The organism is Synechococcus sp. A10-1-5-1, from assembly GCF_023115425.1.
Taxonomy (GTDB): Bacteria; Cyanobacteriota; Cyanobacteriia; order PCC-6307; family Cyanobiaceae; genus Vulcanococcus.
This window is the reverse complement of record NZ_CP096032.1, coordinates 2,307,740-2,330,208: the sequence shown is the minus strand read 5'-3', so window position 1 is coordinate 2,330,208 and position 22,469 is coordinate 2,307,740. Positions and strand designations below refer to the sequence as shown.

The 22,469-nt window shown below is 61.8% G+C and carries 27 protein-coding genes; 13 read left to right on the top strand and 14 right to left on the bottom strand.

Going from position 1 to position 22,469, the window contains the following annotated elements; genetic code table 11:
• Positions 1–3 precede the first annotated feature (3 nt).
• On the bottom strand, positions 4–1,875 hold the full coding sequence (locus MY494_RS12630; RefSeq protein ID WP_247910593.1) for an AAA family ATPase: 1,872 nt from the start codon (positions 1,873–1,875) through the stop codon (positions 4–6).
• 666 nt (positions 1,876–2,541) lie between these two features.
• Here MY494_RS12630 and MY494_RS12625 point away from each other — a divergent pair.
• Positions 2,542–3,288 (top strand): ion transporter, encoded by a 747-nt coding sequence (locus tag MY494_RS12625; RefSeq protein WP_247910592.1) that lies wholly within the window; start codon positions 2,542–2,544, stop codon positions 3,286–3,288.
• Here MY494_RS12625 and MY494_RS12620 read toward each other — a convergent pair.
• Both MY494_RS12620 and MY494_RS12615 read right to left on the bottom strand, forming a co-directional pair.
• Complete coding sequence (locus MY494_RS12620) at positions 3,285–4,412, bottom strand: DUF4236 domain-containing protein (protein WP_247910591.1); 1,128 nt, start codon at positions 4,410–4,412, stop codon at positions 3,285–3,287. The genes MY494_RS12625 and MY494_RS12620 overlap by 4 nt on opposite strands.
• 98 nt (positions 4,413–4,510) lie before the next feature.
• Complete coding sequence (locus MY494_RS12615) at positions 4,511–4,699, bottom strand: hypothetical protein (protein ID WP_247910590.1); 189 nt, start codon at positions 4,697–4,699, stop codon at positions 4,511–4,513.
• A gap of 146 nt (positions 4,700–4,845) precedes the next feature.
• Here MY494_RS12615 and MY494_RS12610 point away from each other — a divergent pair, with 146 nt between their 5' ends.
• The 3 genes from MY494_RS12610 to MY494_RS12600 are packed head-to-tail and all read left to right on the top strand — an operon-like array spanning position 4,846 to position 6,311.
• Positions 4,846–5,529, top strand: coding sequence for an AhpC/TSA family protein (locus MY494_RS12610; RefSeq protein ID WP_247910589.1), 684 nt, complete (start codon positions 4,846–4,848; stop codon positions 5,527–5,529).
• A 7-nt stretch (positions 5,530–5,536) separates the two neighbouring features.
• Entirely contained in the window at positions 5,537–6,055 is a 519-nt protein-coding gene (locus MY494_RS12605) for an HPP family protein (RefSeq protein ID WP_247910588.1), read from the top strand.
• Between the two features lie 40 nt (positions 6,056–6,095).
• Positions 6,096–6,311 carry a Nif11-like leader peptide family natural product precursor gene (locus tag MY494_RS12600; protein WP_247910587.1) on the top strand — a complete coding sequence of 72 codons (216 nt, stop codon included), beginning with the start codon at positions 6,096–6,098 and terminating at the stop codon, positions 6,309–6,311.
• A gap of 4 nt (positions 6,312–6,315) precedes the next feature.
• Here the strand turns inward: MY494_RS12600 and MY494_RS12595 are convergent, their stop codons facing one another.
• Genes MY494_RS12595 through MY494_RS12585 form a run of 3 tightly spaced genes read right to left on the bottom strand, consistent with a single transcriptional unit; the run spans position 6,316 to position 7,521 of the window.
• Positions 6,316–6,705 carry a hypothetical protein gene (locus tag MY494_RS12595; RefSeq protein ID WP_247910586.1) on the bottom strand — a complete coding sequence of 130 codons (390 nt, stop codon included), beginning with the start codon at positions 6,703–6,705 and terminating at the stop codon, positions 6,316–6,318.
• Positions 6,706–6,742: 37 nt separating this feature from the next.
• Complete coding sequence (locus MY494_RS12590) at positions 6,743–6,976, bottom strand: hypothetical protein (protein WP_247910585.1); 234 nt, start codon at positions 6,974–6,976, stop codon at positions 6,743–6,745.
• Between the two features lie 44 nt (positions 6,977–7,020).
• The gene (locus MY494_RS12585; RefSeq protein ID WP_247910584.1) at positions 7,021–7,521 is read right to left on the bottom strand and encodes a hypothetical protein; all 501 of its coding nucleotides are present in this window, start codon (positions 7,519–7,521) and stop codon (positions 7,021–7,023) included.
• Positions 7,522–7,568: 47 nt separating this feature from the next.
• On the opposite strand from MY494_RS12585, the gene MY494_RS12580 reads away from it, so the two are divergent.
• Entirely contained in the window at positions 7,569–8,768 is a 1,200-nt protein-coding gene (locus MY494_RS12580; protein WP_247910583.1) for an NAD(P)-binding protein, read from the top strand.
• 3 nt (positions 8,769–8,771) lie between these two features.
• On the opposite strand, the gene MY494_RS12575 is transcribed toward MY494_RS12580, so the two are convergent.
• Entirely contained in the window at positions 8,772–9,032 is a 261-nt protein-coding gene (locus MY494_RS12575) for a hypothetical protein (protein WP_247910582.1), read from the bottom strand.
• Positions 9,033–9,138: 106 nt separating this feature from the next.
• Positions 9,139–9,477: an ArsR/SmtB family transcription factor gene (locus MY494_RS12570; protein ID WP_371820613.1), complete on the bottom strand. Its 339-nt coding sequence runs from the start codon at positions 9,475–9,477 to the stop codon at positions 9,139–9,141.
• A 44-nt stretch (positions 9,478–9,521) separates the two neighbouring features.
• On the opposite strand from MY494_RS12570, the gene MY494_RS12565 reads away from it, so the two are divergent.
• The 5 genes from MY494_RS12565 (at position 9,522) to MY494_RS12545 (ending at position 13,539) form a co-directional block, all read left to right on the top strand.
• A complete protein-coding gene (locus tag MY494_RS12565) occupies positions 9,522–10,127 on the top strand; it encodes a bifunctional 2-polyprenyl-6-hydroxyphenol methylase/3-demethylubiquinol 3-O-methyltransferase UbiG (RefSeq protein WP_247910581.1) in 606 nt (201 codons plus the stop codon).
• Positions 10,128–10,176: 49 nt separating this feature from the next.
• On the top strand, positions 10,177–11,298 hold the full coding sequence (locus MY494_RS12560; RefSeq protein ID WP_247910580.1) for a rhodanese-like domain-containing protein: 1,122 nt from the start codon (positions 10,177–10,179) through the stop codon (positions 11,296–11,298).
• A gap of 30 nt (positions 11,299–11,328) precedes the next feature.
• The gene (locus MY494_RS12555; RefSeq protein ID WP_247910579.1) at positions 11,329–11,850 is read left to right on the top strand and encodes a rhodanese-like domain-containing protein; all 522 of its coding nucleotides are present in this window, start codon (positions 11,329–11,331) and stop codon (positions 11,848–11,850) included.
• Between the two features lie 5 nt (positions 11,851–11,855).
• Complete coding sequence (locus MY494_RS12550; protein ID WP_247912063.1) at positions 11,856–12,677, top strand: sulfite exporter TauE/SafE family protein; 822 nt, start codon at positions 11,856–11,858, stop codon at positions 12,675–12,677.
• 277 nt (positions 12,678–12,954) lie between these two features.
• On the top strand, positions 12,955–13,539 hold the full coding sequence (locus tag MY494_RS12545; protein ID WP_247910578.1) for a ferritin: 585 nt from the start codon (positions 12,955–12,957) through the stop codon (positions 13,537–13,539).
• Here the strand turns inward: MY494_RS12545 and MY494_RS12540 are convergent.
• The 3 genes from MY494_RS12540 to MY494_RS12530 form a co-directional block, all read right to left on the bottom strand.
• On the bottom strand, positions 13,536–13,820 hold the full coding sequence (locus MY494_RS12540; protein WP_247910577.1) for a hypothetical protein: 285 nt from the start codon (positions 13,818–13,820) through the stop codon (positions 13,536–13,538). The two genes, MY494_RS12545 and MY494_RS12540, sit on opposite strands and share 4 nt — an antisense overlap.
• A gap of 3 nt (positions 13,821–13,823) precedes the next feature.
• Positions 13,824–14,423, bottom strand: coding sequence for a Crp/Fnr family transcriptional regulator (locus tag MY494_RS12535; protein ID WP_247910576.1), 600 nt, complete (start codon positions 14,421–14,423; stop codon positions 13,824–13,826).
• Between the two features lie 174 nt (positions 14,424–14,597).
• Complete coding sequence (locus MY494_RS12530) at positions 14,598–15,650, bottom strand: extracellular solute-binding protein (protein ID WP_247910575.1); 1,053 nt, start codon at positions 15,648–15,650, stop codon at positions 14,598–14,600.
• A 28-nt stretch (positions 15,651–15,678) separates the two neighbouring features.
• On the opposite strand from MY494_RS12530, the gene MY494_RS12525 reads away from it, so the two are divergent.
• Positions 15,679–17,313: an ABC transporter permease gene (locus MY494_RS12525; RefSeq protein ID WP_371820612.1), complete on the top strand. Its 1,635-nt coding sequence runs from the start codon at positions 15,679–15,681 to the stop codon at positions 17,311–17,313.
• Here the strand turns inward: MY494_RS12525 and MY494_RS12520 are convergent.
• Positions 17,310–18,170 (bottom strand): metallophosphoesterase, encoded by an 861-nt coding sequence (locus MY494_RS12520; RefSeq protein WP_247910573.1) that lies wholly within the window; start codon positions 18,168–18,170, stop codon positions 17,310–17,312. The genes MY494_RS12525 and MY494_RS12520 overlap by 4 nt on opposite strands.
• A 234-nt stretch (positions 18,171–18,404) precedes the next feature.
• Positions 18,405–19,082: a triacylglycerol lipase gene (locus MY494_RS12515; protein WP_247910572.1), complete on the bottom strand. Its 678-nt coding sequence runs from the start codon at positions 19,080–19,082 to the stop codon at positions 18,405–18,407.
• Positions 19,083–19,341: 259 nt separating this feature from the next.
• Here MY494_RS12515 and MY494_RS12510 point away from each other — a divergent pair, with 259 nt between their 5' ends.
• Together MY494_RS12510 and MY494_RS12505 are read left to right on the top strand one after the other, a co-directional pair.
• Positions 19,342–19,707: a hypothetical protein gene (locus MY494_RS12510; RefSeq protein ID WP_247910571.1), complete on the top strand. Its 366-nt coding sequence runs from the start codon at positions 19,342–19,344 to the stop codon at positions 19,705–19,707.
• Positions 19,708–19,755: 48 nt separating this feature from the next.
• Positions 19,756–21,078, top strand: coding sequence for an NAD(P)/FAD-dependent oxidoreductase (locus tag MY494_RS12505; RefSeq protein WP_247910570.1), 1,323 nt, complete (start codon positions 19,756–19,758; stop codon positions 21,076–21,078).
• On the opposite strand, the gene MY494_RS12500 is transcribed toward MY494_RS12505, so the two are convergent.
• The gene (locus MY494_RS12500) at positions 21,059–22,366 is read right to left on the bottom strand and encodes a chloride channel protein (protein WP_247910569.1); all 1,308 of its coding nucleotides are present in this window, start codon (positions 22,364–22,366) and stop codon (positions 21,059–21,061) included. The two genes, MY494_RS12505 and MY494_RS12500, sit on opposite strands and share 20 nt — an antisense overlap.
• Positions 22,367–22,469: the final 103 nt, after the last annotated feature.

Genomic DNA, 22,469 nt, shown 5'->3' with positions numbered 1-22,469 from the left:
ATATCAGCCCTCTACTGCGGCAGCGGGGTGCAGCACGGTGAGGCCACATTCCACAGTGATTGTGTTGATTAGCAGAGGCCCAACGCCGGGATCATCAAAAAGCAAACGTGCTAGTGGATTTAGTAGATGGGCCTCAAGCTGGTTGCGTATTCCACGCCCGCCATCAGAAAGATCATTAAGGCAGATTTCATGCAGCCTCAAGCGAACAGAATCACTGAGTCGAACCTCTCGACCGGAAGCCCGCACAACCCGCTCGATGATGGCCTCTAACATCATCGAGAAGATCTGATCAGCAACATCGGGGCGAACAAAGTCGAATATGATTACGTTCTCTCCAATCCGGTTAAGGATCTCCGGCCGCCCAAGTTCTAGCTTGAAATAGCGATCGATCTCTGAGGAAACCTTCCGCTCCACTATCTCGAAATCATCATCCTGGCTAGTGTTGGCGACTCGTTCGCCAGAAGCGTCTCGGCGATAGATCCCAAGGTTGGATGTGAAGATTAGAAATGATTCCGAGAAGTAGACCCGTTCCCCTTGCCCTGATGTGAGCACACCGTCATCGAGTATCTGCAGGAACTTGTCAAGAATGCGTGGATGAGCTTTCTCAATCTCATCAAACAACACCACCGAGAAAGGCTTTTCACGAATGGCATTGGTAAGTTCACCTCCGGTGTCATAACCGACATAACCTGGAGGAGCACCAATGAGACGCTGATCTGAGTGCTCTGCTGAGAACTCGCTCATGTCAAAGCGGATATAGGCGCTCTCATCTCCAAACAGAAGTTCGGTGATGGTCTTGGCGAGTTCCGTCTTGCCCGTGCCGGTAGGGCCTGCCAGGAAAGCCACCCCGCGGGGGCGGCCGAGGCGGCCCCGCTCATCAGTTAGACCGATGACTGCACGCTTGACGATGTCAAGCATCTTGGTAACAGCGTGGGTTTGGCCCTTGATTCGTCGGGCGATCACCGCGTCGGCGCTGCGGATTCGCTCGCGATCGAGAGAAGCCCACGGGTTTTCTGTGACGCCAAGCTTGTACCGGCGGATGCCATCGCCAATTTCAGTGAGTGGAACCGACTCCCTCCGGCAGAGTTCAGCAATGGCAACCAGGTCGACCAGAAGAAGTCCATCGCATTGCTCGATCAGGGTGGCTTCCGCAGTCTTGATTTCAGCAGCACTGGCCTGGGCCACTCCCGGTAGCCCAGCCACCAGAGTGCTGGCCAGCAGACGTCTGCTAGCGCGATCCGGCGGCGGCAGGGTGATGGACCGCAGGCGAGGGTTATTGACCACCAACCAGGGGGGCAGATCTCCCTCTTTATCGGCAATCCACAGCAGCGGATTGAAGAGTGGCGTTTGATCAGGTCCGACTGGCTGGGACCGCACTTCATGGGACAACACCAAAGCGGTGGTGAACCAGTAGTGCTCATCGGCGGTGGGCAGGTCCACCCGGCAGAGATAACGAGACGAGAAATCCGCCAGGAGACCAATGCGGTCGCCAGCATTGTTAAGGATCGATGGCAGTAGCTCGAAGAACCGGGGTGGCGTGGCCGCTGCTCGCCCAGTTGCGCTCCAACTCAAATCCAGGAAGCGAAGTGCTTCTATTTCTGCTGCCAGATCCACCCCCTCTCCCAGGGGGATGGAAAAACCGTTGACCGGATCGAAAGCGAGCACATGGCTCACCCCCACGGTGCGTAGCAAGGTTGCGAGGTAACCCTGCAGGGGCAATGGTCGTGCTCGCTCCTTGCCGGCGTCCTTCCATGGATAGCGGTCTCGGACGTTGCCGGTGAGTAAGAACTGACTTTTAAGTGGAAGGAAGCGTAAAAGGTCGCGGCTCCAGCGCGGCAACTCAAGCGCCTTGATTACAGCGGCGTCTGCAGACATGAGTACCCCTCAAACAAGCCGCCAAGGCGCCAAACCTGCCTGAGAGATAAAGGAAGAGCAAGGTGGCTGGCCTCCGTTGACAGTCTGAATCAAAAGGAGTCGTCCCGGCCAGACCTTTACAGAGTTGCTTACTTCGGGACGGCACGGTTATGCAGATACTGCATTATTGGCTTTACGGGCACCTAAATCCAGATGTCCAGGGGTGCCGTGATGGAGACCCTGCCCCTGGTCTCTGATCACTGGATCAGCTTTGCAACCCCGGGCCGAGATTCCCAAGTCGCAGAGCTATCTGTGGTAACTCCAGCTCCTGCCGCGGGGCCCGTCCTCTACCCCTGACGCCAAAAGCGACATGAAGGTTGATGGCTAGCTGCCCTTCCTCAGAAGGTCAAAGGAATTCTCTGCACGGACATAGGGACATGGGCTCCTTGGTCCCTCCATAGCCAGAGGAGGAAGTCTCTATGGGCATGAGCCAGCCCGTCACCAAGGAGTGGGTAGGCATTTGGATCACGTCTAGCGTGGTGACGGTGCGTTCTGCCAGCTCCATGGCTTCTCCGATGGAGTCGGCAGCAGTAACGAGTTGAGATGAGATTGCGACTACAGCTCTTACTTGCACCTGGCGCGCGCTAGTCCGTATCGACACAATGGATTCGTATATCGATCAATGCTGTGCGTCTTTTTCGTGAAAAGCTATTCCTTTGGCTGGGAGAGGAGAAGGAGAAGACGACTAACCTTGGGAAAGCCATTGGTGTATTAATTGCCTTTTCGGTTGGACTGGCGGTTATTTCTACTGAGCCAATAGCACGAGGCGTCTATGGAAGCTTACTGACAAAGCTTGATATAGCAGTTGCCGTACTGTTCTTCACCGAATACATTCTTAGGCTCTGGGTAGCCCCGCTAAGAAGGAACACAAGAGGGGGAGGAAGGGGCGCGCTGAATTATGCGTTAACCCCTCTTGCCATCCTTGACCTGCTTGCAATTGCCCCAACCATTTTGGGCTTCGTAACTCCAGAGCTATATCTCTTGCGCATCATTCGCCTTGCGCGAATAAGTCGCATTGGGCGATCTAAGCGATTCAGAAAGAGTATCAAGCATTTCAATCATGCAATTACATCAAAGAAGGAAGAACTACAGATCTCTGCTGTCTACACCGGGATCGTCATCTTTGTTAGTAGCATTCTGATGTATATCGCGGAAGGACCCGTCCAGCAAGAACAGTTTGGATCAATCCCAAGGTGCCTGTGGTGGTCAATCGTGACTGTGACAACCGTTGGCTACGGGGATGTTTATCCAGTCACCTTTTTCGGGCGACTTATTGCTGCCTTAACTGCAATCTGTGGTGTTGCAGTGATCGCAATCCCAATCGGAATTATTTCCGCTGGATTTACCGAGTCTCTTGGCTCCGAAAGGTCCTAAAGAAGACTCTTGAATCCCTGAAGAGCATCAAAGAAGCTCCCTGCTTGTCTGGCATCACTGAACATGTATTTCTCGTAAATACCTGACCTTGACCTGAAGGTGATCTCGCCGTACTCCATGACGGGTAGCTGCCGATTCTCGGCGTAACGCTTGTCTCTGCTTCCATCCTTGTTCGATTTTTCCCAGACCTCCCCGACCCTGCTGCTATCTGGAGGAACCGCCTCGGTCTCTATAAACCGTGTTGACTCGTAAGAGACCTCAAGCTCTGCCATATCAAGGATTCCCATCCGAGATGGTGACTCGTACATGACAAAGAACCCTGGGTACACGTAGATGTCTGCACCATTCCGATTCAGGAAGACCAACGGCAACTCTGGCGAGGAGATACCAGGAACACCCTGACGAAGGCACTTGGTGGTCGATCGCTCAATGCTCATAGCGGCAGCAGAGCGAGATCTCACACGATCCACATCACTGCCTGAGGTGACGTCCCAGATAGACGCGCAGCGGGTCAGCGCATCGAAAGAGTGCTGGCACTGCAGGTATGAAGCACGGCATTCGGCATCCATCTCCACAGCAAGAGAGACCACAGACAGCTCAATGGATGAGCTGACTTCCCTGAGAGCGTCCTGCCGCGCTTTGATCCCTGCCTGGATCGCCCTTTTAAGGGAAGGCAAAAGGAAATAGACCAAGCAGAGCTTCGAAAGAATTGCTCCAAAGCGAATGAGAGAAAGCGAGTCCCGTATGGATGCGGCATCTCTCTTCAGTTCATCTCGTTGACGGTTGGCATCGATGACTGCCTGCTGGAGTCCTTGAAGTCCCTCGCTGGTGACCTCAAGCGGATCCGCGCTGATGAAGGAGTAGTCAGGTGCCGTCTCATCAAACCCCTCGTCAGGCAAAAAACCTTGGTCGGGCTCGTCTGCAGGAGTTCCGCCTCCATAGTTCCCTACCTTTTGCCTGCTGTAGAGCCCAGTCCCAGGAAGACCGAGATTCCGATAGATCCCATCTGACCTGAAGGTCAAAGACGCGCCCCTAACTCCTGCGCTAGCACTGATCCCGCTCTTGCTGAGGTTGATGGAGACACCCGGGATGACTTTGATCCTTCTACGGAATGCCCACGCCATTAGTGGTAGTCCAGAGCTGTCTGCCCCATTACAAGAGTGAAGTGCCTGGTTGGCTACGGACTCGTCGCGTCACGCCGCGATCCACGGGAGGCTCGGCGTTACCTGTATGAGCTGACGAACGAAGCGGAGCAGATGCTGGCGAGTCGATGAGCCTCGCCAAACTGAGCGGATGGAGTCCCGTCGAGCACCTTGAGCCAGAGCGATTCATTCACCGCCTGGACCGCCAGGGAAGAGGCGGAGCACGCGGCCCGGATGGCGACATCCTGGGCGCTGTCGATGAGCTCCAAGGACCCGGAGACGGTGGCTTCAGGCCTGACCTGGATGGGGCGGCACCTGGGGGAATGCTCTGGCGATTCCAGGTCTGTATGGAGGTAGACCGGTTGGGTACGGCGTTGACAAAGGGATCTATGTCAACCGGGATGTCAACGGACAAATGAGAGCACCTGAGGCACTGCTGAACGAGATCGCTGAAATCCCTGGGATGGAGTCCGGTTCCAAGCGGCTGGTGATCCTGATGACCCAGCTGGGAGATTTCGATTCGCTCGAATACGCCCAGGCCCTGGCGCCGGCCCTGCCCAAGCTGGAGCAGGCGGGAATCAAGACCCTGGCGATTGGCATTGGCGATGCCGCAGGAGCCGAGCGGTTCTGCCAATTCACCGGCTTTCCCCGGAGCAACCTCAAGGTGGAGGCTGAACCCAGGTTGCACCGCGGCCTTGGGCTCTACGCCGGCCTACAGACCCCAGGCGGGCCCTGGCCTGGATTGCTCTTGATGTGTGCCGGCATTGGTTCCCCGGGAACCTTGAGCGAGGTCTTTCGTGGTTACACGGGCGACCGCACAGCGCCGCAACGGTTCGACAGTCCCCTGTTCCGACTGGCGGGTGGCGACGGATTCCAGCGGCCCTTTGAGCTGGCCACCGTCCGCCTGCGGAACATGACCGAGGTGCTGGGGAAGTGGCGGACCTATGTCCCCCAGGACGACTTCATCACCCAACGCGGCGCTACTTACCTGCTGGACGCTGACGACGCTCTGCTGTATCAGCACCTGGATCGGGGAATGCTGGGTTTCTCCGCAACCATGAATCGACCGCTGTCTTTCCTGGACCCTTATCTGGACTGAAGACGAGATGGTCTGGAAGCGAATCCAGTCAGAACGTCAACGGGGACGGGACTATCAACCGCGCTTCCAGCAGCGCCAGGTCATCGGTTCCTGGCTGGGGGCCCTGCTGGCGATCACAGCCCTGGGCTTGATCAGTCTCTGGAGCAACTACCCGCTGGTCGTAGCACCCTTCGGCGCCTCCACCGTGCTGCTCTTTGGCCACCCCTCCAGTCCCCTGGCACAACCGCGGAATGTGGTGCTGGGAAACACCCTGGCCGCCGTGGTCAGCGTCAGCTGCGTCATGGCCCTTGGTGATGGCCCTTGGGTCATGGGTCTGGCCGTGGCCCTGACCATTGCCCTGGGGCAAGTGCTGCGTTGCCTCCATCCACCGGCGGGGGCCGTGGCCTTGCTGGGGGTCCTGCTCAAGGCTCAACCCAGCTTCATCTGGATGCCCGTGCTCAGTGGCTCGCTGGTAATGATGCTGATCGCCGTGGCCTACAGCCGCCTCCAGCCGGGTGCTGAGCACTACCCCCATCACTGGCTCTGAGGCTCTGGGAGACTGGTGCGCCAGTCGGCCCGGCCCTGCCATGTCGCTCGATCAACTGAAGGCTTTCCTGGCACGCGTCCAGGCCGATGAACCCCTGAAGCAGCAGGTCCTGGCAGCCGCCACCGCCGATGACGTCGCCCAGATCGGACTGAAGCTGGGCTTTGAGTTCTCCGGCGATGAACTGCTGCGGGTCTCTGGCAAGACATTCGACCGGGTCACCGTCCTGAAGAACGACATGCCCGGCGAATACAACTGAACGCCTACCCCAACGCCTGATAGGCCAGGGGCTGGCGGTGCTCCATGGTCAGCGACCACAGTCCACTGCCTAGGTCGTTCAAGGCAGCAATCAAAGCCGCGGTGTCGCCGTCACTCAGCCACTGGGCCTTTAGGGCCGGCAGCTGATCTTGCAGTGACTCAATGGGAACGGTGACCATCAACAGACTCTGCTCACCGGCAGCGCGACGCAGGCTGCCCTGGTCGCTGCGCTGCCAGATGCGAACCAACAAATCCAAGGCCTGTTGGCACCCCACCTCGCCCGGATCAGCGCCTGCCGGCAAGGCCTCACGCAGGGACTTTCCCTGCAAAGGCATCGCCCTCTGTCCTCCTTGCTCCAGCAACGCCAGGACGATCAGATAAGGGGCATCGGCCATCGATAAGCAGTCGCGCTAACACCCCCACCCTGACCGGTCAGAGGAACCCCTGGGAAGCCGGGGTGCGTTGCTGAGGAACAGGCTGGCGGGGATTCCAGGCGGCAAACAATGCGGCCAAAGCAACCAAGGCAATCAAGCCAACACGCCAGGGTTGACAGGTCATCCCGGAGAGCCTGGGCATCGGACCCCGGCCCCGCTGGGCAACCCCATCGAGGGGAGTGCCGCAGCGGCCGCAGACCATCCGGCCTCCCAAGCTCCGATCGGATTTCACCGACCAACTCCCGCAGCGGGGGCACCCCATCGCCCATCCAGCGCTCAACTCCGCCCATCTTGGCGAGAGAGCCGCCATTGGGCGAGACCGCCCCCACGCCCCCGGGCCGCCAGCCAACCGGACGAATCACGGCAGATCAAGGCAAAAAAGGGCATCCGCTGGGGAGACGGAGCAGGCAGCGCACGCCCCCACCACTGCCGGCCGGCGACGCGTAATCCCATGCGCAGGAACTGGAACTGCAGCAGGGGGCGTCGCCCCGTCAGTGTTCCTGGACCCTCGAAAAACAGTTCGACCCCGCCCAGCCGCACGCTGTTTCGCAGTTGCAGGTCCCCGTCCTGCTCCCGGATCTCCAACTGCGCCGCCAGGCCCCGCAACAGAACACCGGAGAACTGGGCCGCCTGGCGCTTCCCCTTGGGCCAGACCTGCTCCAACTGCCAGCAGCCCAGCAGGTCCGTCGCCTGGATGCCCGTTCCCTGCGCTCGAACGCGCCCCTCCTCGTCCAGCAAAGCCGCGGCCGTGATGGATTGATCCGCCCCTTCCGCCACGACAGCCCAAGCAAAGACCCAGCATGGACAAGTTCTGCTCCATCCCGTTGCCCTCAGCCACCCCGCACGCTGATCTCGCCATCGTTGGCGCAGGGGTGTCGGGTTGTGCGCTTGCGGCATCACTGCGTAGCCGTGGCTGGCGCGGTTCCATCGAACTGCTGGAGATCGGCCGGGGGCCCGGGGGGCGTGCCGCGACCCGCTATTCCCGCCAGGACCCAGACCTGCGGATCAACCATGGGGCGCCGCTCTTCAACATTCGAGCCCAGACCCCTCCTCGCCTGCTGAACGCACTCGCGGAACGTGCTGCGATCAGCCCCTTCCGCGGACCCATTCGGAGCCTGGATGCAGAGCGGACACTGGGCTCTGCGATTGAGGATGGATTCAGCGACGGCACGCTCTGGCAGGGCCATGGAGCGATGGATCAGCTCTGTGCACAGCTGCTGGAGCTGGCCATGGAACAGGGCGGATCACTCCGCAGACGCTTTGGAACGCTGGTACGCCACCTGAGGCCCGAGCGCTTGGATGCCGGTCTGAGTTGGACCCTGCAAGACGACGCGGGCGGGGCCTTGGTGAAGGCCCGCTGGCTTGTGCTGAGCGGCACCCTCCTGGCCCATCCCCGTAGTCAGCAGGTTTTTGGCTGGGACGACATCCCGCTTGAGCAAGCAGCCCGGAGTTTGGCTGACCCCGAGCTAGACGCGGCCCAAGCCCAGCTGGCCTCGATCGACGCCCAAGCCAGCTGCAACCTGCTGGTGACCCTTCCCCAGGAGGCCGCCAGCGCCTGGCTTGCGCTTCCTTGGCGACTGCTGCAATGCACCCCAACCGCACAGGAGCGTTGGGGACTGCGCCGGATCAGCGTTCAACCGCTTGCCGATGGGCGCTGTGCGGTTGTGGCGGAATCCAGTCCCGCCTTTGCCGCAGACCATCTCGATATCTATGGCTCACGCTCATCGGCGGCCCAACTGCTGCGGGCCAAACCCGATCCCTCCGCCGAAACCCGCGTGCTGGATGCCCTTGCCCAGGCCCTCACGGATCTGACTGAACTGCCGCTCGAAGGAGCCGCAAGACAACTGATGCGTTGGGGAGCCGCCTTCCCCATCGCTCCAGGCCTGGACCCCAGCCATCGGGTCTGCCCTGCCAGCGCCATCGGTTTCTGCGGCGACAACCTGTCAGGTGACGGCTTTGGCCGGATCGAGGGGGCGCTCAGCAGCGCTGAGGCATTAGCCGAAGAACTGCTTGAGAAGCTCTAGGCCTCAAGCCGCCACGGACGAGCGGCGCTGAGCTGAGGGCACCGGCATGGTCAAGTGACGCTTGGCCCGCCAAACCGACTGGGCCGCATCAAAGAGGGTGTTCTGCACGTCCCAGACGAAGCGCTGAACCCGAACCTGGGACTCCCGGCGCTGAGGCAGGAGGTCGGAGAAGGCCGCCGCATGGCAGAGATCGACAAGCATCGCCACTTCTTCGCGGCTCATCGTGATCTGGACGCTGTCCTCAGACCGGTGCGTGACCTGCATCGCCCCCTTTACCGAAGAAGACCAACCTACGCCGATTACCGCCGATCAAACAAAAATCAAGGGGCGCTTAAGCATTGAGAACAGGACGCGCAAGCTCAATCCGCCCTTAGGCCGATTGAAGCTGATCCAGCTGGGCCTGAAGCCTTTGCCTGAGCCTGTTCTGAACCAAGGAACAGAGGTCATCCACCAAATCGCCATCCGCCTGCCAGATCGTGCGCGTCCCCTCGCGCTCGCAGCGAACCAAGCCAGCCCGCTGCAGCTGACCAAGCTGCCGGCTGATGTGGGACTGGGAAAACCCCGTGGCCTCGATCAATGAGGCGACATCGGTTGGACCCAGCTTGAGGTGACAGAGCAGCTGCAGCCGAGCCGGCTCGCTCAGAAGCCGAAAAAACTGACTGAACTCCTCCAGCAACTCCTGGGAGGGCATTGCGCCCGAGGCACCCATTGCAATGCTGTATGACGATAGACGCATTATGCCTGGCCTCGTCAATGGATCAGGAGTTCTGGGATCAGCGCTTCCGCGAGAGCCACTACGCCTACGGAACCCAGCCCAACGACTTCCTCAGAGCCAAGGCGGCAGCTCTCCCCCCTGGGGATGCCCTCTGCCTGGCTGAAGGGGGTGGTCGCAACGCGGTTCATCTGGCCCAACAGGGGCATCGCGTGACCGCCCAAGACCTCAGCCCGATCGGCCTCGAGAAAGCCCAACAGCTTGCACAGAAAAAAGGGGTAACGCTCCTCTGCAGCTGCGGAGATCTGCGGGACTTCACCCCCGAAGCCGAAAGCGTCGATCTCGTTGTCGCCATCTGGATGCACCTCGAGCCGGAACTGCGCGCCCTGGTTCACAGGCGCGCCGTTGACGCCCTGAAGCCCGGCGGGCACCTGATCCTCGAGGCCTACAACCCAGGCCAGCTTCAGCACGGAACCGGCGGACCACCCAACCCGGAGCTGCTCATCACAGCGGCGCAACTCCAAGAGGAACTCCAAGGGCTGACCTGGCTCGCACTGCAGGAAACCGAACGCTGGATCGAGGAAGGCCCCCTCCACCAAGGCCAGAGCGCCGTCGTCCAAGCCTTCGGCCAGAAGAAGACAACGTGACCACAAAGGCTTTATGCGCTTATAGTCATACAAGACTGAAGAGGGGCCCATGGTCTCCACCGCGCCATCCCCGATCGTGCTCCTGGATGCAGCAGGCGGGCACCCCCTGCTGCATCGCCAACTGTTCGATGCGACGACAGGGACCTACACCTACTTACTGGCCGATGTCGCCTCCGGCCAGGGCGTGCTCATCGACTCCGTGTTTGAACAACACGACCGGGATCTCTCCTTGATTCGAGAGCTGGGCATCGAGCTGGTCGCCACCCTGGATACCCATGCCCACGCGGATCACGTCACCGGCAGCTGGCTCATGCAGCAAGCCACCGGCTGCGCCATCGGCCTGGCCAAGGCCACACGAGCCAAGAACGTCACCCTCCCCCTTCAGCACGGGGATCAGGTGAGCTTTGGCGGTCGGCACCTGCACGTGCGCAGTACCCCTGGCCACACCGATGGCTACATCACCTACGTCCTCGACGACCAGTCGGCGGCGTTCACCGGCGACGCCCTGCTGGTTCGAGGCTGCGGTCGCTGCGACTTCCAGCAGGGAGACCCCCATACCCTCTGGCGTTCGATCACCGAGCAGATCTTCAGCCTGCCCAACAGCTGCCTGCTCTACCCCGGCCACGACTACACCGGCCGCACGCTCTCCTCGGTCGCCGAGGAGAAAGCCTTCAACGCACGCCTGGGTGGGGGAGCCGATGAACGGGACTTCGTTGGCCACATGACCAACATGAAGCTCCCCCACCCGGGCCAGATCGCCATCGCCCTCCCCGGGAATATGCGCTCGGGCCAGCCGCCAGAGGAGCAGCCCGTTCAGCACTGGGCCCCGATTCAGCGCAGCTTTGCTGGGTTACCCGAGCTCCTCCCCAGCTGGCTGGCTGAACACAGCAGCGACGTCACCGTTCTCGATGTCCGCTCTGAGGACGAGGTGGACGGGCCGGATGGCCGGATCGAAACCAGCCTCAACATCCCGCTGCCGGAGCTGGAGCAGCGCCAGGGGGAACTGCCCGGCGAGCGCCCCCTCGTCGTGGTCTGCCATGCGGGGAGTCGCTCAGCCCTGGCGACCCAACAGCTCCTGAAGGCCGGCTTTGAGCGGGTCGCCAATCTCCGCGGCGGCCTCCTGCGCTGGAGCGACGAGGGCTACCCGCTCATTGGCTCCGTAAACCACTGAATCGCCATTCGCACCACAGCACCCGATCCCATGACCCACGCCCAAGCCATCAACGCCCAGGACCTGGCCGATCAACTCACCGCCAAACGCGTCAGCGTGATTGATGTCCGCGAACCAATGGAGTACGCCAGCGGTCACATCAGCGGCAGCCTGAACGTCCCACTCCATCGACTCCTGCAGGCGGATCTTCCCCAGGGCCCTCTGGTGCTCGTCTGCCAAAGCGGCAAACGCAGCAATCGCGGCCTGAGCCAATTGATGGCCCAAGGCCATCCCCACCCCCTGAGCGAATTGCAGGGGGGACTGCCCAGCTGGCAAGGGGCCGGCTTCCCCGTACGCAAACTCAAAAATGCACCCCTGCCGCTGATGCGTCAGGTGCAAATCGCCGCTGGATCGCTGATCCTGCTGGGCCTGATCCTCAGCAACACCGTTGCCCCCGGCTGGATTGCCCTCACCTGGTTCGTGGGTGCAGGCCTGACCTTCGCCGGTGTCAGCGGCTTCTGCGGCATGGCCAGGCTGCTGGCCGTGATGCCCTGGAACCGGGTGTCCCTGTGATCAGCCTGAGCGCCGCTGTCCTACTGGGACTAGGGGGAGGTCTGATTGGCTTTTTGCTCTCCGTCCTGGGGGCCGGGGGCTCAATCCTGCTGTTGCCTCTGTTGGTCACTGGGGCCGCCCTGCCCACCCGGGAGGCCGTTCCGCTCTCCTTAATCGTCGTGATGATCCTGGCCCTCGCGAATCTGGGGCCTTACCTGCGCCGCGGCCAGTTCGCCCCCAGGCAGGCCCTACTCCTGGGGCTCCCGGCCCTCGCCGGGAGCTGGATCGGTGGGAGCTGGGTCAAAGCTGGCCTGATCCCAGAAGCCGTTCAACTCAGCGTTTTTGCCATTGCGGCGGTCCTGGCCTCATGGCTTCTCCTCCGGAGCCAAGCCCAACCCCATCGAGGCCGAGGTCCAGCGGCCGAACCACTTCTGTTGCTGCAGGGTCTCTTAATCGGCCTTCTCACGGGCATCGCCGGCGTCGGCGGGGGCTTCGCGATCGTTCCAGCGCTCGTTCTGCTGGCGGGCCTACCGATGGCACTGGCCAGCGGCACCAGCTTGTTGCTGATCGCCGTCAACGCGCTGGTAGCCCTGGCCGCTCTCGGCCATTGGCCACAGGCCAGCCTGCCTCTACTGATCCCTCTACTGCTGGGGGGGGCAGCGGGGGCTGTGGTCGGTCAACGGCTTGCCCCCCATCTGAGCGATCGCCATCTGCGGCGCGGCTTCTCTTTTTTGCTGATGGCCTCAGCCCTTCTCAGCGGGGTCGAAGCCTGGAAACGCCAGTCCCCTGAGGCACTCGCCAGGGAAGAACTGATCAGCCCCCAGCGCAAGAGGCACCTAACGGCCTAGTCCCTTCCGCAGCGGCACTTGCCGCCCTTCCATTTCGAGCACTTCTTTTGCTTGCAGCCTTTTTTCTTGGCGCAGGCCTCAACCCTGCGCTGGGGCTGAGGAGGCAGATCCGAAGAAGGGCCAATGGATTGGGCCATCAGGTCGAAACGAGCTGGATCTCAATGGACCCATCTTATTGCAATCGATTCTCTTTTGCGCAAGCAGTGGCCATTGTCAGGGCCGATTTGCATGACCCCAATGGAGCCCGTAGCTTGCAGCTAGCTCCGCCCGTTAAGGCATGACCCAATCCATCGTTCGCGGAGATAGCAATCAAGCGATTGCTCGTGGGCCAGCTGGGCGGGCCATGGCTCAGCCGATGGCCGCCGATCTTCTCGGCGCCCTCCAAGAGCACCTCACCATGGAGCGCCAAGCCAGCACCGCCTACTGGGCGCTCTCGATCTGGTTTGCTGAGCGCGGCCTACGGGGCTTCAGCGCCTTCTTGAAACAAGAATCCACCGAAGAACAGCACCACGCCGGCCTGTTTGCGGACTATCTCATTGCCCGCGGCCAGTCAGTCGCCCTTGAACCCCTCAGCGCTCCACGCCAGAGCTGGAGCTGCGTCGAAGAGGTCTTCTGCGGCATCTTCCAAATGGAAGCCGAGGTCACCACCTCCTTGCATCAGCTTTACGCCATGGCTGAGCGGAGTGGCGATGTCCGCACCACCGTCTTCCTCGATCCCATGGTTCAGGGGCAAATCGATGCGGAAAATCGCGCGGCCCACCTGCTGGATCGCATTGCCTTCACGCACTCCGACGCCGCGGCGCTCCTGGTCATCGATGGAGAACTGGCCGCCGGCCAGAGCACACCAGCCTCGGTGGCCTAACGACGGGGCAACGGCCGCCAGCACAACTCCTGAAACAGAGCCAGGCTCAATTCATCAACAGCCACGGGCGCAGATTGCAACCAAGTGGCGATCCGGCCCAGCTCGGCCAAACGCGAGAGCAAGTGCTCGGACTCCCGCTGCAACCGAAGGCAGAGCGCCCGGGTTTGGCACCGCTCCTGGTCCTCGTCGATCCGGACCAAACGCAACCTCAAGCCCTGTGCTTCGCGGCACAGCGATCCCAGCGCGCTAATTGAGATCCGAGGGTCAAGGATGTGCTGCATGAGTCAGAACCCTCCTGAAAGAGGGGCAGAGTCGACCAGAGCAGGAGCCAGACGAAGGCCGCCCTCCCCCACTGGCGCCTCCAGCAGCTCGGCCTGACGAAACCTGGAGATCATCCGGGTCGTGGTGACCCGGGTGGCGCCAATCAGCTCGCCAATCCGGTCATGGGTCAAGCGGAAGGGAAGGTCGCACCAGTCGCCGCAGCGGCGACCCAGACGATGAACCAAGAGGCTCAAGAGCGCATGCAAGCGCTGCTCAGCCGTACCCAGGTGGCGAATGCGCAGCAGCTGCAGGGTCCACTCATTGACGGGATCAAAACCGCTACCACCCGCGGCCTGGGCGTCACTGCTGAAGACCAACGGGGTCAAGGCCTCCACACAGACACCCTCACTGCAGAGCCGATCGGTGCGGAGCTGATCGCCAGGCTGCAAGAAGGCCAAGGTCATCCCTTCGGTCTCCTCACAGGGGCAATAGACACGGGCCATGCCCTCCAGGACCTCAATGCAGCTCCCGCCGGCGTGAAGCGCGGGGTCCAGCAAGACGGTTTGACCCACCGGCATCCGCACGGCACTGGCAGGGGCATCAGGGAGGAAGCGGAAGGACATGACCCCCGAAAACGGGCTAGTTGCGAATGCGTCGCAAGATAAACAAGAAGCGCCCCCTTTTGCAAGCGATTCTCAATAGCAGCTACCAACTGCAAATGCTTTGTGTTCGTAGCAACAAAAAAGCCAGCCGCGGGAACGACTGGCTAATGAGATTCAGACTTTCGTGTTGCCGCTTCAGCGCCAACCGCCGGCCTGCATCAAGGCCACGGCAGCCTTGTTCTTCGCTCCCATCTGCTGCGCCGAAACGCCATCGGCCTTGAACGTCCCCAGGCGCTTCAGGACCGCGTTGTTGCCAAAGCCCCGCAGGGGGTATTCGTTGTTGGCCTCCGCGTAACCGCGACCACCGCTCGGCGACGCCAAAAACTCGATCAAGCGCAATGCCGCTTCCGGGTTTTTGGAGGTTTTGACCACCCCGGCGCCGGTGATGTTCACGTGGGCGGGATCCGGGAAGCGAACCGTCACCCGATTCGCCAACTGCTGATCGGACGACCCGTTGCCCCCAGCCAACATCCGAGCGACGTAATAGGAATTGACCAGGCCGACGCCGCACTGGCCATTAGCGACCGCTCGAATCAAGGGAGTATCCGAACTGAAGTAAGGCTGCGTCACGTTGGCGGTCATGGCCTTGACCCAGGCCGATGCAGCCTTGTCACCCCGCAGGATCATCTGATCAGCCACCAGGGACTGGTTGTAGACGCTCTTGCGATTGCGCAGGCAGAGCTGACCTTTCAAGGCCGGGTTAGCCAGGTCGGCGTAGCTGCGGATGCTGCCTGGGTTCACGGCCTTGGGGTTCACCACCACCACCCGGACCCGGCGGGTCAAACCGAACCAAAGCCCCTTGGCATCCCGCAAGTTGGCGGGGACGTCCCGATTGAGGGACACGGAACGGCTGGGACGGAACAGCCCGGCATCGGCAGCCTTATCCAGGCGGGCCGCATCGGCGAGGACCAGCACATCAGCAGGACTGTTGCCACCTTCCCGCTTGATCCGCTCAATCAAGGCGTCATCCTTCGCCTCCAGCAACTTCACCTTGATCCCCGTCTTCTGGGTGAACTGCTTGTAGAGCGCCTTATCGGTGTTGTAGTGCCGGCCGGAGTAGACCCCGATTTCCTGGCTGTTGGCCTTCGCCAGGGAGGTGAGCACCGCAGCCCCTGCCGTGGCCCCAAGCAAGGTGGCCAAAGCCAGGCGCTCAGGCGAGATGGAGGAACGAAGACGCTGAAACGCCAAGGCCAGAAGGGGTAGCAATTCTGGAACTATGCCCAGCCTCAACGCCCTCTGGAGAGGGGCCCATCATTCGCCACCTCGTGCTGTGACATTGGTTACATCCCTGCCCCGTAGGCTTTGCCCCGCAGCCTCAGGCAAAGCATTGGCACGGGGACAACTGCCGCAGCGGAGCCTGCTCAGCGTGGGGGTCCTGCTGGTTTGTGCAGCGGCGCTGGCCCCTGTGGTCGGACTGACTTGGTTTGCCCTCAGCGGCGCTGGCATCGAGAGCTTGGGCCTTGGGGAGGAAGGTCCGCTTCAGGTGAGCAACACCCTGGGATTGGTGGTCCTGGTGGGGGCGCTGGCCGCTGGACTGGGAACAGGGACGGGCTGGCTGACCGCCCGATGCGAGTTTCCCGGACGCCGCCTGCTGCGGGTGGCGCAGCTGCTGCCCCTGGCCACTCCTAGCTATTTGCTGGCGGCCACCTTGATTGACCTGGGCAGTCGCTTCGGCTACCGCATCTATGGCTTCAGCCCAACGCTGGCGGTGATGGTGCTGAGCACCTACAGCTATGTCTTCCTGCTCTCCACCGAAAGCTTTTCTGTCAGTGGCAAACGGCAGCTGGAGGCCTGCCGAAGTCTCGGGGTGGGCCCCTGGGGAAGCTTCTGGCGGGTCGCCCTGCCGATGGCCTTGCCCTCCATCGGAGCGGGAGTTTCCCTGACCGGGATGGAAGTGGTGAACGAACTCGGAGCAGTGCAGCTGCTCGGGGTACCGACTCTCTCCTCCGGGATCTTGATGCGCTGGCAGCAAGAGGGGGATCCCCAAGCAGCGGTCGCCCTGGCCCTGATGGCCCTGGTGATCGTCGGCCTGCTGGTGGGTGCAGAGCGGACCCTGAGACGCCGCAGCCGCTGCTGGACCATCAGCGCAGGCCGTGAACCGGAACAGCGCTGGACTCTTCAAGGGCATCAGCGCTGGCTGAGCCAACTCTTTTGCCTGACTCCACCACTCTTGAGCCTGGGGCTTCCCTTGGTCTGGGCGGCCTTCAGTTGGGACCAACTCCAAGGCGAGGACAGCGCCGAACTGCTGGAGCTCGGGCTGCGCTCCTTTGGCCTGGCCCTGGTCGCGGCCGTCTTGACGGTGATCGTCAGCCTGGTGCTGTCCATTGCCAAACGTTGGATTCCAAACGCCGGCATCCGCCGACTGAGCTTCGCAGCGGGGCTGGGTTACGCCATCCCCGGAACTGTTCTGGCCCTGGCTCTGATGCTGATTGGTGGTCCCTTGGCCCTGGCGCCTCTGCTGCTGCTGGCCTGGGGCTACGTCGATCGCTTCCTCGCGGTCTCCAAAGGCGGCCTCGACGCTGCCCTCGAGCGGATCCCGCCCAGCGTCGATGAAGCCGCCACCTCCCTCGGCCAGGGTTGGGGGGGCGTGCTTCAGCGCATCCATCTGCCGCTGTTGCGGGGCCCCTTGCTGATGGGCAGCCTGCTGGTCTTTGTCGACACGGTGAAGGAGCTCCCCCTCACCTTTGCCCTACGGCCGTTTGACTTCGACACCCTGGCGGTGCGGGTCTACCAGTACGCCAGTGATGAACGGGTGGGCGCCGCCCTGATCCCGGCCCTGCTGATCTTGAGCCTGGGGCTCATCGCTGCTGCCGCATTGATCCCCAGCCTGGAGCGACTGGAGCAGCGTTAACGCCGGGCAATCACGCCCTGGTCGATCAGCTTGCCGTCGCGGTCCCAGCCCCGGATGGTCAAGCTGTCGGGCCCCGCCTCCAACTCCGCGAAGCTGTAGACACTGACCGCCTTGGCAGATTGGGGTGTGGCAATCACCGGGCGGAGATAAGCGCCGCCACCGCCGACGATCAAATAGGTGATGCCCTCGATCGGCTTGCTGCGCTCGTAGTGGTGTTCATGGCCATTGATGTAGAGCTGCACCCCATGGCGCTGCATCAAGGAGCTCAACTTGCCCCGCAGTCCCGGGTTGTTGCCGTAGAGACCCGAGGAGTAAATCGGGTGATGCCCCACCACCACTTTCCAGGGGGCGTTGCTCTTGGCTAGGGCCGAACGCAGCCAGGACAACTGGGACGTCCAGGGGGCATTGCCGTTGGTGTCCAGCATGAAAAATTCGACCTCGCCGCGGCGGACGCTGTAGAAGCGCCCCTTCATGCCGTAGGGCTTGTAGGCCACCTGGGGATTGCCGTTAGCAGTGCGGATGTCGTGGTTCCCCAAGACCGCATGGAAGGGCACCTGGGCCTCCAGCAACGCGGCGTACGGGCGCAAGAAGGTGGACTGAACCTTGCGAATGTCTCCTGAGGGGTAGATGTTGTCCCCCGCCAGCAGCACCAGGTCGACGGGCTTGCGGCGATGAACCGCAGCCATCTGAGTGCCCACGGCCCGCTGGTGGACATTGCCACTGCCGACATCACCCACCGCTAAGAAGCGGGTCGTACTCAGGGGGGGCGGGGTCGCCACCTGGGCCCAACTGTGTCCAACCGCAACGGTGGTCGTGGCCGCTCCAGCCAAGAGCAGCAGCAGCGCGCGACGGTGCATCGCTTCGATCGGGCAAGGTCCACCCAGGTTGACGCAATCAGGCCGCCGGCCGCTACCGCTACCGCTAGCTGTGCTTTTTGGCGCACCCGGTCGCATCCTTTGCCGCAGCGCCTTCCTCAGCTGGGCCCAGCCTTGGCGGAGCGACGCAACGAACATGCTCCGGATCTTTGGAGATCGCCAAAGCCTCTTGGCCGCCCTCAGTTGTCATTGGTCCTATGAATTGATCCAGCTGGATCAACCCCTCCACCAGCGCTCCACCACCTCTGGAGTGCCGTACCACCGCGGTCCAAAGGCTCCGCCATGGGCCACTCCCGGCAAGACCAGCTGTTGAGATCCGTCCAAGCAAGCTGAACCGACCGGAACCAAGCCGTCCCCAGGGGCCTCCGGTTTGCCACTGATGGCGGTGTACGAGCGCTTGGCCACCCGACGGCTCAAGTCGAAGCCCTCCTCCAAGGCCAACTCCCCCGCCACGGCGACGTAGTCAACGGCCGGAGCAAAGAAGGCTCCCGGCCAGCGCTGATCCACAAAGGCGCGCATCGCCGTGGCCCGAAGCGCCGTGTGGGGACTGCCCAAGGTGTAAAGGCGATCGACCCAACGCTGGGCGCCATAGCAGCGTCCCATCCAGGGATCTGAGCTAAGCAGCAGGCGCAACATCACCCCGCCCGAGCTATGGCCAATCAAAGTCACCTTGCCCGTGGTGGATTGCCCAGCCGCGGTCTCCACCAGGGCAGCCGTGCGATCCAGCAGACGACGCCAACCCCAGCTTGTTGCCGTCAACAACCAATCCAGCCGCGTCGCAGGAACGACAACAACAGGCTGCTGTAGGGAATCCTCAAGCCAACAGCGCATCGGCTCATAGGCCTCAACACCAATCAAAAATCCGCCCAGGATGACGACAGGCTGGGTTGTCATCAGCAGCTGGTCCAGTCAAACAATCCGAACTATCTTGCGGCCACAGCAACTGCTGCGTGAATTGATATCCCATTCCGGTTTGATTCCATGCCCCAACTCAAAGAACAAACAACCGCACCTAAACAGGCCAACCAACCACACCAAAACGGCGAGCGCGCTCTTCATCAGAAGAGACCCCTCTCACCTCCATCCAGCAGCAGTGCACCCAGTTGGGATGACTTATTGGGACGACGTTGAGCACTAATCCTTCAGAGCGCGCTTGACTGACGCGATGGACAAGCGTTTGTTGGATCTGCGTTGGCCTGTCACCGTGCTCCTGCTTGGAGCCATGGTTTTTGTCCTGCTCGCTCGGAGCAGCAAGCATCCGATTCAGCTGCGGCTGCAGGTGAACTTTGACAATCCCTTAGCGGTGGGCGGGACGATGCAACACGAGCTGCTGATGCAGCAACCGGTGCAGGTTCGGATGACAGAAGCCGCACCGATTCAGCTGAAGATGAGCCACCCCAAACCCATCCGGGTTGAGGTCAGTGAGAAGAAACCCATGCAGGTCAGGGTGGGCGAAGACCAACCGATGGAGGTTCAGGTCAAACCGGAAGGCTCCGTGAAAGTGCGGCTGGGGCTCTAGGCCAGCTTTGAAAACCGTGGATAGCTTGAAATCAGCACCCGCTGGCCGATGGCTCCCGAACGTTTCTTTCTCGAGCTAACCCCACCGTCTGAACTGCTGCGAACAGCACCCCATGTGGTGATCGTCGGAGGCGGATTCGCCGGTCTACGGGCGGCCCACGTGCTGGCGGGAAAGACCGTTCGCGTCACCCTGATCGACAGGCGCAACTTCAACCTCTTCCAGCCGCTGCTCTATCAAGTGGCCTCCGGGTTGGTCTCCCAGACCGATGTCGCCTCCCCCCTGCGCGTGATGTTGGGCGAGTCCGAAAACATCCAAATCCTGATGGGGGAAGTGGAGGACATCAATACCGATGAGAAGGAGGTGGTCTTCAACAACCGCCGCTACAGGTACGACCACCTCGTGCTCGCGGCCGGGGCCACCAGCAGCTACTTCGGCCATGACGAATGGCGCAGTGAAGCCATTCCCATGAAGACCCTGGAGGATGCCTACGCCATCCGGCGCCAGGTCCTCAAGTCCCTGGAGGAAGCCGAGCAAACCCCTGACCTGGAACGGCGCAAGTGGCTGCAGTCCGTCGTCGTCATCGGCGGTGGGCCGACCGGCTGTGAGCTGGCGGCATCCCTCAACGATCTGATGCGGCACACCCTCGAGCGGGACTTCATGCAGATCGATCCCACCCACTGCAAGGTGACCCTGGTGGATCCCGGTGATCGCGTCCTGCGGGCGATGGATCCCCAGCTCTCACAATCGGCTGGAGACCACCTCAAAGCCAAAGGCGTGGAGCTCCTGCTGGGGGGCCGTGTCAAGGACATCAGCGACGGCAAGGTCGTGGTCACAACGCCCAATGGCGAAGTCAGCCTGGAGGCCAGCACGATCTGTTGGACCGCCGGTGTCGCCGCCTCCCCCCTCGGGAAGCTGCTGGCCGAACGCACTGGCTGCGAGGTGGACCGGGGCGGCCGCGTGGTGGTGGAGCCCGATTTTTCAATCAAGGGCCACGGCGAGATCCGCGTCATTGGGGACCTCTGCAGCTACAGCCACACCCGCGATGGCAAACCCCTCCCCGGCATGGCTGGTCCGGCGGTGCAGATGGGGGGCTGGGTGGCCAAGGACATCCTGGCCCAGTGCCAAAGCCAAGCCAATCCTGCCTTCCAATTCACTGACTTCGGCAGCATGGCGGTGGTCGGTCCGCTCTTTGCCGTGGCCAACCTGAGGGGCCTGAAGCTCAGCGGCACCCTGGGCTGGATCCTCTGGGGCTTCGCCCATTTGGCCTTCATGCCTGCGAACGAAAGCCGGTTGACGTTGCTGACGAAATGGCTCTGGATGATTGCCACCCGGGAGCGCTCAGCCCTGGTGATTACGGAGACGTCTTCGTAGCGTCCCCGGAGAGAGCATGCAGCGCGTGGTAGATCGGCTTGGTGACGAACTGACGGCTCACATAGGCCGCCAAGACGCAAGCCACCAGCAGACCCGGCAGCAATTGCTGATCGCCCGCCAAGCGAATACCAAAGAGGACCGACATCACCGGTAGCTGGGTCGCACCGGAAAGCCCAGCGACCATGCCCAAGGCCAAAAAGAGCTGGGGCAAACCGGCGAGATCTGCAATCACCTGGCCCATCACCGCACCAAAGGTGAATGAGGGGTCAATCAATCCGCCGGGAATCCCTGTGGAGAGGGCCAAAACCGGTCCAATCACTCGGAAGAGGAGTGTCATCAGATCGGTCCACAACCCGTGGGGCAGCTCAACGCCATTGGATGAACCAAACAGCAGGCGGCCCATCAGCAACTCCCCGTCTCCGCCGCCGGTTCCGCCACTCACCAACAGGAAGACACTGAGGCAGGCACCGACCCCAAGGCCCAGACGAATCGGATAACGGCGAGCCAACCCCACACCGCGGCGCGTACCAGCCAAGAGCAAGCGGGCAAAGGCTGCTCCCACCAGACCACCCAGCAGGCCGACGGGAAGAGCCCAAAGCACCTGGGCCAATTCCATCGGCTCCACCCCGACGGTGCCCAGGGCAAACATCGGCTGACCGGCCAGGTTGCTGAAGGAGGCGGCCATGCCACTAACGACCATGGCCGGCCAGATCAAGGTGGAGGAGAACGCACTGATGAACTCCTCGACGACAAACACCACCCCCAAGAGCGGCGTATCGAAACCACCGGCCAAACCAGCGCCACCGGCCACAGCTAAAAGCTCGGCCTGCCCCAAGCCATAGAACCAATTGGGGAAACGCTTACGCAGAAAATGAGCCGCGGAGGCGCCAACCTGCACCACCGGTCCCTCCCGGCCAATCGGCAACAAGGCCAAGCTGGCGATCCCCCAAAGCGCCAAGCGCTGCAGGCTGGGCGCCCAACCGAGCAGGGCGGACGCCTGAGCGGGATGCTCAATGCTGGTCATGGTTTGCGGAATGCCAGAGCCGGCTCCCCGCGACCAAATCCCCCGTTGCAAGAGCAGCAGCACGGGCACGACCACGAGCGGTGAGCAGGCCAATGCCAACGCCGCGGGCGTCCACTCCTCGCCGCTAAAGGCTGGCAGCAGGTTGAGCAGCTGGTCCTGCCAGCGGTCGAGCATGTTGAACGGCCAGCAGGCCACACCCACCAGCACACCCAACAGGGACAACTGCAACAGGTTGCGGATCAACTCGCGGGTGCGCAGAACCACTGCCGTGCTCTCAAACCGAGCCCATGATGCCGCTGAAATCGAATCAGATCACGGCAAGGCAATGCACCGGCTCAAAAATCAAACCAATCCAAATCGCGACATA